General features: G+C 40.0%; 12 protein-coding genes. 10 read left to right on the forward strand and 2 right to left on the reverse strand.

Annotation, left to right across the window (positions count from 1 at the left end; all coding sequences use genetic code 11):
* Positions 1 to 78: 78 nt before the first annotated feature.
* The 10 genes from HMPREF1320_RS11670 (at position 79) to HMPREF1320_RS06270 (ending at position 11,264) form a co-directional block, all read left to right on the forward strand.
* The gene (locus HMPREF1320_RS11670; RefSeq protein ID WP_002673486.1) at positions 79 to 234 is read left to right on the forward strand and encodes a hypothetical protein; all 156 of its coding nucleotides are present in this window, start codon (positions 79 to 81) and stop codon (positions 232 to 234) included.
* Positions 235 to 657: 423 nt separating this feature from the next.
* On the forward strand, positions 658 to 1,446 hold the full coding sequence (locus tag HMPREF1320_RS06230; RefSeq protein WP_009418131.1) for a tetratricopeptide repeat protein: 789 nt from the start codon (positions 658 to 660) through the stop codon (positions 1,444 to 1,446).
* A gap of 3 nt (positions 1,447 to 1,449) precedes the next feature.
* The gene (gene ribH, locus HMPREF1320_RS06235; RefSeq protein WP_009417964.1) at positions 1,450 to 1,935 is read left to right on the forward strand and encodes a 6,7-dimethyl-8-ribityllumazine synthase; all 486 of its coding nucleotides are present in this window, start codon (positions 1,450 to 1,452) and stop codon (positions 1,933 to 1,935) included.
* Between the two features lie 95 nt (positions 1,936 to 2,030).
* Entirely contained in the window at positions 2,031 to 2,744 is a 714-nt protein-coding gene (locus HMPREF1320_RS06240; protein WP_009417905.1) for a DUF4294 domain-containing protein, read from the forward strand.
* A 55-nt stretch (positions 2,745 to 2,799) separates the two neighbouring features.
* Complete coding sequence (locus HMPREF1320_RS06245; protein WP_009417926.1) at positions 2,800 to 4,104, forward strand: cation:proton antiporter; 1,305 nt, start codon at positions 2,800 to 2,802, stop codon at positions 4,102 to 4,104.
* A 14-nt stretch (positions 4,105 to 4,118) separates the two neighbouring features.
* A complete protein-coding gene (locus HMPREF1320_RS06250) occupies positions 4,119 to 5,954 on the forward strand; it encodes a GNAT family N-acyltransferase (protein ID WP_009418144.1) in 1,836 nt (611 codons plus the stop codon).
* A 13-nt stretch (positions 5,955 to 5,967) separates the two neighbouring features.
* Positions 5,968 to 6,714, forward strand: coding sequence for a hypothetical protein (locus HMPREF1320_RS06255; RefSeq protein WP_009418059.1), 747 nt, complete (start codon positions 5,968 to 5,970; stop codon positions 6,712 to 6,714).
* Positions 6,715 to 6,718: 4 nt separating this feature from the next.
* On the forward strand, positions 6,719 to 7,153 hold the full coding sequence (locus HMPREF1320_RS06260) for a DUF4268 domain-containing protein (RefSeq protein WP_009417960.1): 435 nt from the start codon (positions 6,719 to 6,721) through the stop codon (positions 7,151 to 7,153).
* A 181-nt stretch (positions 7,154 to 7,334) separates the two neighbouring features.
* Positions 7,335 to 8,084 carry an SDR family oxidoreductase gene (locus HMPREF1320_RS06265; RefSeq protein WP_009418125.1) on the forward strand — a complete coding sequence of 250 codons (750 nt, stop codon included), beginning with the start codon at positions 7,335 to 7,337 and terminating at the stop codon, positions 8,082 to 8,084.
* A 21-nt stretch (positions 8,085 to 8,105) separates the two neighbouring features.
* On the forward strand, positions 8,106 to 11,264 hold the full coding sequence (locus HMPREF1320_RS06270) for an efflux RND transporter permease subunit (protein WP_009417997.1): 3,159 nt from the start codon (positions 8,106 to 8,108) through the stop codon (positions 11,262 to 11,264).
* Between the two features lie 724 nt (positions 11,265 to 11,988).
* Here the strand turns inward: HMPREF1320_RS06270 and HMPREF1320_RS06275 are convergent.
* Complete coding sequence (locus HMPREF1320_RS06275; RefSeq protein WP_009417959.1) at positions 11,989 to 13,158, reverse strand: OmpA family protein; 1,170 nt, start codon at positions 13,156 to 13,158, stop codon at positions 11,989 to 11,991.
* Positions 13,159 to 13,425: 267 nt separating this feature from the next.
* Positions 13,426 to 15,060 (reverse strand): chaperonin GroEL, encoded by a 1,635-nt coding sequence (gene groL, locus HMPREF1320_RS06280; protein WP_009418123.1) that lies wholly within the window; start codon positions 15,058 to 15,060, stop codon positions 13,426 to 13,428.
* Positions 15,061 to 15,079: the final 19 nt, after the last annotated feature.

A 15,079-nucleotide genomic window follows, 5' to 3' on the forward strand; every position in this document is an offset into this window, starting at 1 on the left:
AAAGGTGCGAGCCGCACAGGCAGTCGTAGCACGATGGGCGGGAAAAATTAGCAGAATAGCAAATTTGAAAATTAGCAAATGGGTGGTAGTGATAAAAAAGGTTTTTTGACGAGTCTGACTTGTCGGACAAATTGGACTGGTCTGAGTTATCGGAGAAAAACGAAAAATATAAAAAGTGAGTTAGAAGGATTTTTGGTGAAAAAAGGGTGTAAGGAGGGTGGGGTTAGCTTATAGAGAGCTTATAGGAAGCTTATACGAATCTTGGACGATTGGTATAGAAAGGGTATATAAGTGATTGAATAATAGTATAATACAACAGAGCTAAAAATGGTAAAAACGGGGTTTCGAGGCGAAAGAAAGGGAATCCTCACCCCGTCCCTCTCCCAAGGAGAGGGAGAATGTAGCGACAGTAAAAGGGAAATGTGGTGACAGTAAAAGGGGAATGTGATGACGGAAAAGGAGGAAGTGTAGCGATGGAAAAGGGAAGAAATGAGGAATGACAAGGGACGAATGACGGAGGAGATGTGGAGGAAACTCGCCGTATATTAACTAATAGATAAAATGGGAAAAATGACTAATAAGTAAATAATTTTTTGTGTTTTGCTTTCTAATTAAAATAAAAGTTGTACTTTTGCCGAACTTTAATGAAAATTATATATGGCAACTTACAAAAAGAACAACAACCGACCTAATAGACAAAAAGATACCGAGCATTTAGACGAAGCACAACAGGCTCAATTACACAAAGAAAGTACTACTGCTGAGGTGTTTGATGCCCTCGATGCAGGCGCTACTCGCACCGAAGATTGGGTAAAACGCAATCAGAAGATTATTATTGGAACTCTCATAGCCGTAGCTGTGATAGGCTTGGGTTATTTGCTTTACCAACAGTTTGTGAAAGCCCCTAAGGAAAAGAATGCTGCTAATGAGCTTTTCTTTGCACAACAGTTCTTTGATGAAGCGATGGAAGCTACTGATGCTAGAGCGCAGGATTCCCTCTTTAAAGTGGCTATCAACGGTGGAAAAGGAAAATATGGATTTAAGCAAATTGCCGAAAATTACAGTGGTACCAAAGCTGCTAACCTCGCTGAGTACGGTATGGGTATGGCTTATATGCGTTTGCGTGACTATAACAACGCAATAAATCACCTTAAAGAGTTCGACTCTACTGATGATATTTTCGGAGCCTTGGCTTATGGAAATATAGGAGACGCTTACCTTCAACAGAAAAATAACGCTGAGGCATTGAAATATTATATCAAAGCCTTTGAACATAGCAAAAATGACTTTGTAACTCCGTTATACCTGAAAAAAGCAGGGATAGTAGCTTCTTTGCAAGGTAAAAAAGACGATGCCTTGAAATATTACGAGCGCATCAAAGACGAGTACCCTACCTCAGAAGAAGCACGTACTATCGATATCCTTATAGGGAAAATTAGTCAATAATTAATGGCAACAGAAAACAAAAACTTATCACAATACGATAAAAAAATAATCCCAAATGCGGAATCTCTTCGCTTTGGGATTATTACTTCTCAGTGGAATGAGCAAGTAACTTATGGAATGCGCAATGGTGCTATTGAGACCCTTAAAGATTGTGGTGCTATTGATGACAACATACTTTTATGGGAAGTACCAGGGAGCTTTGAATTAGTGCACGCAGCCAAGCGGATGCTCGATACTAACGAGGTAGACGCTATTATTGTAATAGGCTGTGTGATACAAGGAGAGACTCGTCATTTCGATTTCGTGTGCCAGGGTGTTACCCAAGGTATTGCCCAGCTCAATGCGGAACAAAGTAAAGTGCCTATTATCTTCTGCGTTCTCACTGATAATACCTTCCAGCAGTCGCTCGACCGCAGTGGTGGTAAGCTGGGTAATAAAGGCGTGGAGGCGGCTATTACTGCAATAAAAATGGCGGTGTTAGGGAAGTGAAAAGAGAAAAGTGAAACGTAAAAGGTTGGAACAATTTTTGCAATGCAAATGTTGTTAAAGTCGTTAGATTTTAAAAATAAATAAAGAAAATCAGAATGAAATACATCATTGCACCTATACAACATTACCTTTTATTCACTTACCCAGCTATCACTGTTTTTGTCTTTTACCTTTTACCTTTTACTTCTTTCTCGCAGAAGCGTGATACTATTTATATTTTTGACCAACAATTTTATTCAGGAGATACTATTCGGCTTGCTGAGGTAAGTGTTTTTGGTAAAGAACATTACTTTGGTGATGCAGAAGCTCAAAAGCGCTATTTGCTTCTCCGCAGTAGGGTGAAACGCGTGTATCCGTATGCCAAAATGGCTGCCGACCGGCTCTATACAATGGAACGTACGATGGATACTATGCAAAATAAACGACAAAAGAAGGTGTACGTAAAACGCACTCAACGCTATATTGAAGACCACTTCACCGACGAACTCAAAAAACTTTCCCGCTCGCAAGGGCGTATTCTCATTAAACTCATTCACCGCCAAACTGGAAAAACGGCTTACGAATTGGTAAAAGACCTGCGCAATGGTTGGAATGCTTATTGGTATAACAAAACCGCGTGGCTGTACGACCTTTCTCTCAAAAAAGGCTATGACCCTATGAATGTAGAAGAGGACTATTGGATAGAGGAAATTATCTTGCGGGCTATCAATAGTGGAGAATTAGAATACCAAACCCCAGCTTTACTATATAACTTCTCAGACCTTGTAGAACAACGACAGAAAAGACTTCAGAAGCAATTAGCAAATTAGCAGATTTGCAAATTAGCAAATTATTTGTACCTTTGCCGAAAATAAAATAGTACTAATGGAGTTATACTACGCTTTTTCAGTAATTATCGTCTTAGCAGCTTTGTTTTCGTACGTGAATGTTCGCTACGTAAAACTGCCTATGACCATAGGTATTATGGTGATTGCTATGATGATATCGGTAGGCGTACGTCTTTTCGGAGGTGAAGTATTTACAGGGCTTGCACACCGTCTTGAATCGCTTTTACAAGGCTTTGACTTCACTGAAATACTGATGGGAGCAATGTTGAACTTCCTTCTCTTTGCAGGAGCTCTCCACATCAATATCAACGACCTTAAAAACTACAAAATCTCCATTTTTACTTATGCAACTATCAGTGTAGTACTTTCGGCTTTCTTTATATCACTCTTGCTGTACTACATTGCTCCTTTGGTAGATATCCATATTCCTTACATTTATTGTCTGCTTTTTGGTACGCTTATTTCGCCAACCGACCCTATTGTGGTATTGGGAATACTCAAACAAGCGAATGTACCTAAACGTATTGAAACTAAGATTACAGGTGAATCACTTTTTAACGATGGGGTAGCGGTAGTAATGTTTGCCGTAGTACTGAAATTGGCTACTAATAGCACTTTTGAGCCTTCGTTCTTCGCTATTACTAAGCTCTTTTTCTTAGAAGCAGGAGGAGGTATTTTCCTCGGAGTGCTCTTCGGTTGGGTAGCTTCTCAAATGATGAAAAAAGCCGATGACTATCACGTGAGTGTACTTGTTACTTTGGCAGTGGTAATGGGAGGTTTTCTTATCACTAAAGCTTCTCACGTTTCTTCGCCTCTGGCAATGGTAATTGCAGGACTCTTTGTAGGCAATGTAGGCAAGAAAGCCAGCAGTGCAGAGAATAAAGATTACCTTGAAAAGTTTTGGGCAATCATAGACGAGATTATGAATGCTATTTTGTTCCTATTCATAGGATTTGAGATGCTACTGATAGACAATCTAACTGAGCAGTTCCTTTTAGGAGGCGTAGCCATTCTTGTATGCCTCTTGGGGCGTGCACTGGCGCTTTATATTCCCGCCAAAACGATATTGCGCAAGGTAACTACCTATTCGCGAGGCTCGCTCATCACAATGGTGTGGGGGGGTATTCGTGGAGGAGTATCCATTGCCTTAGTACTCTCTATCCCTGCTGATAAAGGAGGATTAAAAGAAACACTGTTGCAAATTACTTATATTGTAGTATTGTTTTCCATTTTAGTACAAGGTCTTACCGTAGCCAAAGTAGCTACCAAAGTTTTGCACGGCGAAGAAAAGAAGACACGCTTGAAAAGAATGAAGCAACTGCAAAAAGGAAAACAATCATAAGACTTTAAAGAAGAATGAGAAAACAAAAAGATAAAGGATTGGTAAGTGCCAAAGAAGTAGCCAAAGCGATTAATATTGATAAACTTGGCTTCTTGGGTACTTTTGGAGGATGGGCACTGATGAAGTTGCTCCGTATCTCCAAGCTCAATGCTATTTACAACCGAAACAAACACTTTGAAGGGTTAGACTTCCTAAACAAACTGTTAGATGAGTTTGAAATAAAGTTCGAAATACCCGAAGAGGATTTTAAGAATATCCCCAAAGAAGGGGTTTTTATCACCATTTCTAACCACCCACTGGGGGGAGTCGATGGCATTCTGCTCCTCAAATTACTCTTAGAAAAACGTCCTGATTTCAAGATTATGGCGAATTTTCTCTTGCAACGTATTGAGCCCTTAGCGCCTTATGTATTACCGGTAAACCCTTTTGAAGACCGCAAAGATGCGAAATCTAGCGTGGTGGGTTTTAAGCATACCATTGCACACCTCAAAGAGGGCAAACCCTTAGGTCTTTTCCCTGCGGGGGAGGTATCGGTAACCAAAGAGGGGCAACTGATGGTAGATAAGCCTTGGGAAGAGGCGGCTATGAAACTTGCTAAAAAAGTGAAAGTGCCTATTGTACCTATCTATTTTCACGCCAAAAACAGTAAGTTGTTTTACTTCTTGGCAAGCATCAGTGATACGTTACGCACGGCTAAATTGCCCTCAGAACTGCTTACACAGAAAGAACGCACTATTTATATACGCATAGGTAAGCCTATTTCGGTAGCTATGCAAGATGAGCATACCGATTTGGAAGATTTTACCGAATTTTTACGTAAGAAAACTTATATATTAGCCAATGCTTTAGAGCAAGATAAGAAGTTTTTACCACTCACTAACGTGTTGAAATCAAGCAAGAGCGGTAGCAATCCTCAACAGATAGAAGCGCCTATCAAACAAGACCTCATAGAGAAGGAAGTTGATAACATCACTAAAAAAGATTACCGACTGCTCAAAAACAACAACTACGAGGTATTCTTAGCACCTTATCAAGAGATTCCTAATATAATGAAGGAAATAGGACGCTTACGTGAAATTACCTTCCGCGAAGTAGGGGAGGGGACTAACGCTTCGTCTGACTTAGATAAGTTTGACCTCTATTATCATCATCTTTTCCTTTGGGATAACGGAGCTAAGAAGATAGTAGGAGCTTACCGTATGGGCTTAGGGGCTGAAATATTTCCTAAATACGGTATCGAAGGCTTTTATACCCACGATTTGTTCCGTTTTGAGCCCGAATTATACGATATGATGAGTAAAACCATCGAGATGGGGCGTGCCTTTATCATTTCAGAATATCAGCAGAAACCTATGCCACTGTTTTTGCTGTGGAAAGGGATTGCTCATACCACTTTGCGTTATCCGGAACACTCATATTTGTTGGGTAGTGTGAGTATTAGCAACCAGTTCTCTGACTTTTCTAAATCGCTGATGATAGAGTTTATGAAGTCGAACTTCTATGACCCTTATATTGCACAGTATGTACGTCCTAAAAAAGAGTTCAAAGTAAAACTCAAAGACGAGGATAAAGATTTTATTTTCGACGAAACCAAAGCCGACCTCAATAAGTTCGACAAACTCATCGACGAACTCGAACCAGGAAACTTGCGTTTGCCGGTGCTCATTAAAAAGTACATTAAGCAAAACGCCAAAGTCATTGCCTTCAACGTCGACCCACTTTTCAACAACTCTGTAGATGGATTGATGTACATTCGCATCTCCGACCTCCCTGAAAGCACTATGAAACCCGTGATAGAAGAGTTTCAAGCCGAACTCGAAGCTCGAATGAAGAATAATGAATATGAATAAATATTAGAAACCAATGAAAAAGATATTATTTTTAGTAGCATTACTACCACTGACTCTTGTTGCACAAACTGTGATTGTGCCTAACCGTTATACTTTTCAAAAGGAGGATAATCAGTACCAGTTGAATGCACTTACGAAGTTTTTACTGGAAAAACAAGGTCTTAAAGCATATATGGAGAGCGAAGTCCCTGCTGAACTGCTCCAAAATCCCTGCGATGCTTTGAGAGCCGACGTGAAAAACCAATCGAATATGATGACCTCTAAGGTGCAATTTATCCTCACCGATTGTGCTAATAAAACCGTCTTTACTTCCGAGATAGGTAAAAGTCGTGAAAAGGAGTTCAAGAAGTCGTATCAAGAAGCCTTGCGCAATGCTTTTGAAGGGAATGCTTTAGCAACTTTTAAGTCGGAATACAAAGCACCTGTTACTACTCAAACGGCAATGGCTACCCTTACTCCTGCACAACCTACTACCATAACAAAAAGCAATACTCAAATAATAGAAGAAGACCCCTATATAGAATTTTTATATGCTAAAAAAGTGGATTTTTCATACGAATTGTATGATAAGAAGACTAATGAATTGCGTTATAAAATCAAACCGACTCTTACCCCGAATACATTCGTAGCTTATGATTTAAAAAATAATGAATTTGGAGTGCTTGAAAAGGACGGCTCCACGTTCTATAAATTTACTTTGTTTAAAAAAATAGATGATAGAGGTCATACATTTTTAGCAAATATCCAATTCACACTTTAACCCCTTGTACAGCAAAGCTGAAGCAAAAAAACTACGCGAAGACTTCTGGATTTCCTTTGGCAAATCCTTCCCTCGGAAATGGACGCTTTACAATACCAAGATAAAGGATTTCAGCTTTAAGTTTTCATTCGACACCTGTAAAGCACGGGTGCTTCTCGCTGTGGAAGACCCTGACGAGGCAACACGTAGTTTGTACTACAACAAATTGTTGTCGCTGAAAACGATTCTGCAAGAACAGTACCTCCCTAATGTTGTTTTCGAAGAGCACTTTCTCTTGAACAACGGTAAAGAAATCAGCTGTGTGTATGTAGAATTGCCAAACGTAACCATTCACAACAAAGCTACTTGGCAATCAGCGATGGAGTTCCTCTATCAATCGATGTTGCAGTTTGAAACCTTCTGGGCAGAGTACAAAGACATAATACAAGAAGAAAAATAAGCACTACTTACCTCTGTATAATCCTTTGAAACTTTAAGAAAAGATTAACATCGAACCTCATTCTCACGTAACTTTTTTGTCTTACCTTTGCATAGAATAAGGTAACACCCTCAAAAAGGAAGTGTTTTTTACTATAAAAGCACTTCCTTTTCTGTATTTAATATCTAATAAATTGGTAATTATGAAAGAAAACATCAAAGATAAAGTTGTGATTATTACAGGAGCCAGTAGCGGGCTCGGTGAAGCTACTGCTCTTTATTTGGCGCAGTATGGTGCTATAGTCGTAGCGGTTGCGCGCCGTAAAGACCGCTTGGAATCGCTAGTGAAACGCATCGGCTCTCAAGGCGGTAAGGCTCTTGCCATTGTATGTGATGTTACCAAACGTGAGGACTTGGAACGTGTTGCCCAAGAAACGCTCAAAGCTTACGGTCGTATAGATGTGCTGGTAAACAATGCTGGACTGATGGCACAGGCTCCTCTCGAAAAGCTTAAAGTAGACGAATGGGACAAAATGATTGATATCAATATCAAAGGGGTACTCTACGGTATTGCTGCAGTACTTCCAACGATGCAGAAGCAACATAGTGGACATATCATCAACTTATCCTCAGTAGCGGGTTTGAAGGTAGCGGCAGGTCGTGGTACGGTGTACAGTGGTACTAAGTTTGCTGTAAAAGCTATTAGTGAAGGTTTACGTATAGAAACCGCTAAAGATAACATCCGCGTGACTACCCTTTACCCAGGTGCGGTGGAAAGTGAACTTAAGTATGGTAGTTCCGACCCTGAAACAAGTGCAGGTATTCAGGCTTTTTATAAGGAATATGAGATTCCTGCCGATTCAGTTGCCCGTGCTATTGCGTATGCTATTGAACAACCAGAGGATGTAGCTATCAATGAGATTACTTTGCGTCCTACTAAACAAGAATTTTAATTCAAGTATAACATCTAACTTATGATAAAAAACTTTATTAACAGACCCGTACTATCAACGGTAGTCTCTATCTTAATAGTGATTTTAGGGGTATTGGGGATTATCTCTTTGCCTATCTCTCAATATCCTGATATCGCCCCTGTAACGGTACAGGTATCGGCTAACTATGCCGGTGCCAACGCCGAAACAGTGCTCAAAGCGGTGGTGATTCCGCTGGAAGAACAAATCAATGGGGTAGAAAATATGGATTATATTACCTCATCGGCTTCTAATAGTGGTTCAGCAAATATTACTGTGTATTTCAAACAGGGTACCAATGGTGATATCGCGGCGGTAAACGTGCAAAATGCGGTGTCGCGTGCCAACTCTATTTTGCCATCTGAGGTAACCCAATCGGGGGTAACGGTACGCAAACAGAGTTCTGGTAACCTGATGTTTCTCTCTTTCTTCTCTGAGAATAAAGAGTTAGACGATGTATTTCTACAAAATTACTTGAGCATCAATGTGATTCCTGCAATCAAACGTATCAGTGGGGTAGGGGATGCCAGTGCTTTTGGAGGTAAAACCTATTCTATGCGCATTTGGTTAAATCCGCAAAAACTCCAAGCCTATGGGCTTAATCCTACCGAGGTAACTGCTGCAATTTCAGCTCAGAGTAGAGAAGCGGCTGCGGGTACTTTGGGGCAAAACAGCGGAAGTAGCTATGAATATGTGATTAAGTACAAAGGAAAATACACCCAAGTATCGGAATATGAAAATATAGTGCTCAAAGCGTTAGATGGAGGGCGTATTCTCCGTCTTAAAGATGTGGCTAAGGTAGAACTCGACGCGCTCGGATATACAGGATTTTCTGAAAGCAAAGGTCGTCCTGCTGTGGCAATGGGTATCTCGCAAACACCAGGCTCTAACGCTCACGAGATTATCCAAAATATTGAAAAACTCTTAGACGAGTTGAAGCCTTCTTTGCCCGAAGGGATTACTTATACTATCAACTACAACGCCAACACTTTCTTAGGTGCTGCCATTTCTAAGGTGGTGTCTACCCTTTTAGAGGCTTTCTTATTGGTGTTCTTGGTGGTGTATATCTTCTTGCAAGACTTCCGTTCTACACTCATTCCTGCTATTGCGGTGCCAGTGTCTATCGTGGGTACTTTCTTCTTCTTGAATCTCTTTGGCTATTCTGTCAATATGCTTACCCTCTTCGCCTTGGTGTTAGCTATCGGTATAGTCGTGGACGATGCTATTGTGGTTGTCGAGGCGGTGCACGCCAAGATGGAACAAACTCACGAGAAAGCTAAACCCGCTACCATTTCAGCTATGAACGAGATTACAGGGGCGATAATCTCTATCACCCTTGTGATGGCAGCAGTGTTCGTACCGGTAACCTTTATGGGTGGTACTACGGGCGTCTTCTACAAACAGTTTGGGGTAACTCTGATTGTAGCCATCGTGATTTCAGCTATCAATGCACTTACCCTCAGTCCGGTGCTTTGTTCGCTCTTCCTCAAACCTCACGGCAATAAAGAATATGAAGAAAAGTCGTGGTTTGGCAAGTTCTTCCACAAATTTAATATAGCTTTCAATGCCGCTACACGTAAATATGGTCAAACCTTTACCTTCTTCCTTCGTCATAAATGGGTAACTTTAGTGCTCTTACTTATGGCTGGAGGTGGTATCTATTTTGCCAATAAAAGTATGAAATCGGGGTTTGTGCCCAGTGAAGACCAAGGGTTCGTGATGATGGATGTATCAATGATTCCTGGGGCATCTATGGAACGCGTAGCCAATATAATGCGTGAGGTAAACGAAAGTGTTTCCAATATCCCAGGTGTCGAAAATGTTACCTTTGTTACTGGTCGCGGTATGATTTCGGGCGAAGGTAGTAATAATGGTATGGGTTTCTTCAAGCTGAAACCTTTCGAGGAACGCTCTAAACTCCCCGGTCAAGACATTAAATCGATTATCAACAATGCCTTTCGTGCTGTAGCCAATATCAAAGATGCCAATGTAATTTTCTTCCAGCCTCCTTCCGTGCCTGGTTTTGGTGTAGGAGGTGGGGTATCGTTTGTTCTCTTGGATAAATCCGGAAGTGATATCAGTGAGGTGAACAAGAATGCACAGGAGTTCTTGGGTGCCCTGATGCAACGTCCCGAGATACAGTTTGCCCAAACCTCTTTCAATGTGAACTATCCACAATACCAAATGGATATTAATGTAGAACGCGCTATGCAGTCGGGTATTACAGTGAGCACTATTCTATCGACCTTACAGAATTATATAGGGGGCTTCTATGCAACTGACTTTACCCTTTACGGAAAGCAATACCGTGTAATGGTACAATCGTTGCCCGAAGCGCGTAAAGACCTCAATAGCCTTAATAGCTTATTCGTGAAAACAGGTAGTGGAACGATGGCACCTATTACCGAGTTTGTAACTCTTACACGTACTTTCGGTCCGCAATTGCTCAGCCGTTATAACCTCTTTACTTCGGTGTCTATTTCAGCTCAGAACAACCCTACCTATAGTACAGGTGATGCTCTGAAAGCAGTACAAGAGGTGGCTGCCCAAACCCTCAATAATAATTATGGAATCGACTATACGGGCTTAACGCGTGAAGAGCAGAATGCCGGTTCACAAACCATTCTCATCTTCTTGCTCAGTTTGGTGTTTACCTATTTTATTCTCTCGGCACAGTATGAGAGTTACCTATTGCCATTATCAGTGCTCTTCTCATTGCCTTTTGGTATCTTTGGAGCTTATTTAGGACAGTGGCTTTTTGGATTAGAAAATAATATCTATTTCCAAATTTCCCTTATTATGCTGATGGGACTCTTAGCTAAAAACGCGATTTTGATTGTAGAATTTGCTGTGCAACGCCGTCGTATGGGGGAAAGCCTATCTAAGGCAGCCATCAATGCCGCAATGGCACGTTTGCGTCCGATTTTGATGACTTCCTTTGCCTTCATCGTTGGTTTGATGCCTTTGGTATTTGCCTCAGGTGTAGGTGCAACGGGAAACCGTTCAGTAGCTACGGGAGCCGCTATAGGTCAGCTTATTGGTACTTTTTTCGGACTTGTTGTGATTCCGGTATTCTTTGTATTCTTCCAAGCGATACAAGAAAGTATAAGTGGTCATAAAGAAAAAGAAGAGATATTTGTAGAGCCTACTGGCGAATATTAAAAGCCTGTGGTGCTACGATAAAAAAAGCTGTCTACTAAAAAGTAGACAGCTTTTTTATTTTCTATTGCTAGCACATTATTTTTGGGTCGTTTTTGTGTCCAATACTTTGCCAAAGTTTTAAACTTTGGTAAAGTTGATATCCATTTTGTGTCGCAGTACGTATAAATCACATTTCTTTAGCTACTAAAACCGCCTTACATACCTCGTAGATTTGTGAAATCTGTGCAATCTGTGGGATTTTTTTAATTATTTGATGTTTTATTATACCGAGCTCACCGTAAAAAGAAAGTAGTAACATTGCTTTTTATCTGTTAAAAACGCTATTTTAACACTTTTTCTTCAATAAAGTTATAAGGGCTTTTTACCTATTGATATCCAATATTCTAACACCTTTTCTTCGTCTTAGATTCGTCTTAGGTTCGCCTTAGCTTCGCTCTACCTTCGGTTAAACTTCAATTAAAAGACAAGAAAAGTTTTTCTATTATTTTACTGATAAATAATACTTTAACGTTTTTCATACTAAAAAAGACTGTCGAGTATTCTACTTTCTAAACTTTAAAAAATTTGCTGGGTTTTAAAAGTTATTAACATTTTTTCAGCAGAGGTCTCGCTTCTTTTAATTTGACTTGAACTCACGTAATAGAAAATAAAAAAGGCTATCCTAATTAGGATAGCCTTTTTCCTTAATTTTTATTTGTAAGTTCTTATTTTGTAGGGTATTTGATTACTCTACGATATTAGCGATACTTACACGGTTCCAATCTGGTTCACTGAACATATCACCGATACCATTACCTTCAGCTTGGATTCTATCAGCTGAGATTTTGTAACGTTTAACTAAAAGATTTTTAACAGCTTCAGCACGAGCGGTAGCTAATTGTTTGTTCTTTTCTAAGTTTCCTTCTGGTGAAGCATAACCTTTGATACTAACTTTAGCATTTCTATATTTGTTAAGGTAAGAAGCGATACGCTCTACGTTAGGCAACTGAGATGCATCAATAGTAGTTTTAGCTACACGGAAAGTAACTACTGATTCTAAAGTTTTCTTGTTTTTAGTAACTACTTTTTCTACTACTTCTGGTTTCTTGTTGCGAGCTGCTTCTAAGTCATCTTGCAATTTATTAACTTGTCTTTGGCAGTCAGACAATTCTTTGTTTTTGCTGTTCAACTCATCACGAAGTCTACCTAATTCTGCGCTATTGTCAGGATTTTGAGTAGCTGTAGTGAAGTGGTGAGCACCATTGCTTCCTTTGAAACGGTAAACCACACCAGCAGTTACTTGAGTCCAAGAGTTTTTGAGGTTCAACTCATTTTGAGAGTTTGATTCAGCTGGATTAGCTACACCATCAACAGTGTAAACAAGAGCTGGGCTAATTTTAATACCCCAAGCTTTACTTTGACCTAAGTTGAACAACAAGTTAGAACCAAACTCAGCAGTCATACCATTTAATACATTAGGAGCTTTTCTGTTGTCAGCACCTTGTATATAAGTATGTAACCAACCTAAACCAGCAAAACCTTCTACTTCGAAGAAACGAGGAGTTCCTTTGTAACCAGCAATAAGGTTGCTTAAGTTTACAGTACCTACTAAACTTACGTTAGTTTGGTCTACAAAGTTTAAGTAGTTAGAGTTGTTGTCAAAATCTACTGGACGTACATACGCCATACCTTCAACGCCTAAACGGAACGCTGGAGAGATTTGTTTACCAATCTCAGCTCCAAAAGTGGCACGGGTGTTTTTGATAAAAGCTTCACGGGTAGTCCAAGAGAATCCACCACCTTTAACACCTACTTGCCAATTGTCAAAAAATTTGCTCTTACTTAGCATATCTTGTGCGTTAGCACTTGTTATCACTGCAACGACAGTTGCAATACTTAATAAGGTTTTTTTCATATAAAAAAATGTTTATTACTTGTGTTTTAAAATTCGGGGCAAATATACGACTTTTTTTATTTGTACAATCATTTTTAGTAATAAAATATATGCTTTTCGCATTTTCACCCTGTTTTTTAACGTTTCATTTACAAACTGTTTGCATTTCTTTCACATTTCAGAGAGTTAATATAGTTTTTGGGTATAAAAAATCAGGGAGAGTTCCATTGTAAACTCTCCCTGATTTTCGTGTTAATAAAATATGATAATAATGCTATGAATTTACAATTACATCATTCCTGGCATTCCACCACCCATTGGAGGCATTGCAGCTGCTTTATCGTCTTTGATGTCTACCAAAGCACATTCGGTAGTGAGAATCATACCAGCTACTGAGGCAGCATTTTCAAGAGCTACACGGGTTACCTTTTTAGGGTCGATGATACCTGCTTTAAACATATCGGTATAAGTACCTGTTTTGGCATTGTATCCGTAAGCATCTCTTGAAGCCTCGAGTACACGAGCTACGATTACAGAACCTTCAACACCCGCGTTTTCTACGATAGTGCGCAAAGGAGCTTCCAATGCTTTGAGGATAATTTTAATACCTGTTTCTTCGTCGGCATTGAGAGGTTTTAGTTTTCCTAAAACATTTTTAGCACGAATAAGCGCTATACCACCTCCTGCTACGATACCTTCTTCAACAGCTGCACGAGTAGCGTGAAGGGCATCATCTACACGGTCTTTTTTCTCTTTCATTTCCACTTCCGAAGCAGCACCTATGTAAAGCACTGCTACCCCACCAGAGAGTTTAGCTAAACGCTCTTGTAGTTTTTCACGGTCATAATCAGAAGAGGTGTTTTCGATTTGTGCTTTGATTTGTGCTACACGCGCTTTGATATTATCAGATTTTCCAGCACCATTTACAATAGTGGTGTTATCTTTGTCGATACTTACTCTTTCGGCAGTACCAAGCATATCGATAGTAGCGTTTTCAAGAGTAAAGCCTCTTTCTTCGGCAATTACAGTACCACCAGTTAGGATAGCGATGTCTTCGAGCATTGCTTTACGACGGTCACCAAAACCAGGAGCTTTTACAGCAGCGATGCGAAGGGTACCGCGCAATTTGTTTACCACTAAGGTAGCTAATGCTTCACCATCAATATCTTCAGCGATAATCAAAAGAGGTTTGCCAGATTGAGCTACAGGCTCTAATACAGGAAGCAAGTCCTTCATAGTAGAGATTTTCTTGTCGTACAACAAGATATAAGGGTGGTCGAGTTCTGCAACCATCTTTTCAGAATCGGTTACGAAGTAAGGAGAAAGGTAACCGCGGTCGAACTGCATACCTTCTACTACGTCTACGTAAGTATCTGTACCTTTTGCTTCTTCTACGGTGATAACCCCTTCTTTACCTACTTTCTCGAATGCTTGAGCGATAAGTTCGCCAATAGTATCGTCGTTGTTAGCAGAGATAGAGGCTACTTGTTTGATTTTTTCAGAAGAAGAGCCTACTTCTTTAGCTTGTTTAGCCAAATGTTCTACGATTTTTGCTACGGCTTTGTCGATACCGCGTTTTAAATCCATTGGGTTAGCGCCAGAAGCTACGTTTTTAAGACCTTCTTTTACGATAGCTTGTGCTAATACAGTAGCGGTAGTAGTACCGTCGCCTGCGAGGTCATTGGTTTTAGAAGCTACTTCTTTTACCATTTGAGCGCCCATATTTTCGAGAGCGTCTTCTAGTTCTATTTCTTTAGCAACGGTAACCCCGTCTTTGGTTACTTGTGGTGAACCAAATGATTTGCTAATAATCACATTACGACCACGAGGTCCTAATGTTACTTTTACTGCATTTGCTAATGCATCAACGCCACGTTTTAAACCTTCGCGAGCGTCTATATCAAATTTAATATCTTTTGCCATTTCTTTAGTTTTTAGTTTT

This window comes from Capnocytophaga sp. oral taxon 335 str. F0486, from assembly GCF_000277665.1.
Classification (GTDB): Bacteria; Bacteroidota; Bacteroidia; order Flavobacteriales; family Flavobacteriaceae; genus Capnocytophaga; species Capnocytophaga ochracea.

Bases quoted from the DNA above. Each gene is read 5' to 3' on its own strand.
- HMPREF1320_RS06250 (WP_009418144.1), top strand. From the start codon at position 4,119: ATGAGAAAACAAAAAGATAAAGGATTGGTAAGTGCCAAAGAAGTAGCC.
- HMPREF1320_RS06255 (WP_009418059.1), top strand. From the start codon at position 5,968: ATGAAAAAGATATTATTTTTAGTAGCATTACTACCACTGACTCTTGTT.
- ribH (WP_009417964.1), top strand. From the start codon at position 1,450: ATGGCAACAGAAAACAAAAACTTATCACAATACGATAAAAAAATAATC.
- HMPREF1320_RS11670 (WP_002673486.1), top strand. From the start codon at position 79: ATGGGTGGTAGTGATAAAAAAGGTTTTTTGACGAGTCTGACTTGTCGG.
- HMPREF1320_RS06265 (WP_009418125.1), top strand. From the start codon at position 7,335: ATGAAAGAAAACATCAAAGATAAAGTTGTGATTATTACAGGAGCCAGT.
- HMPREF1320_RS06230 (WP_009418131.1), top strand. From the start codon at position 658: ATGGCAACTTACAAAAAGAACAACAACCGACCTAATAGACAAAAAGAT.
- HMPREF1320_RS06270 (WP_009417997.1), top strand. From the start codon at position 8,106: ATGATAAAAAACTTTATTAACAGACCCGTACTATCAACGGTAGTCTCT.
- groL (WP_009418123.1), bottom strand. From the start codon at position 15,060: ATGGCAAAAGATATTAAATTTGATATAGACGCTCGCGAAGGTTTAAAA.
- HMPREF1320_RS06240 (WP_009417905.1), top strand. From the start codon at position 2,031: ATGAAATACATCATTGCACCTATACAACATTACCTTTTATTCACTTAC.
- HMPREF1320_RS06275 (WP_009417959.1), bottom strand. From the start codon at position 13,158: ATGAAAAAAACCTTATTAAGTATTGCAACTGTCGTTGCAGTGATAACA.
- HMPREF1320_RS06245 (WP_009417926.1), top strand. From the start codon at position 2,800: ATGGAGTTATACTACGCTTTTTCAGTAATTATCGTCTTAGCAGCTTTG.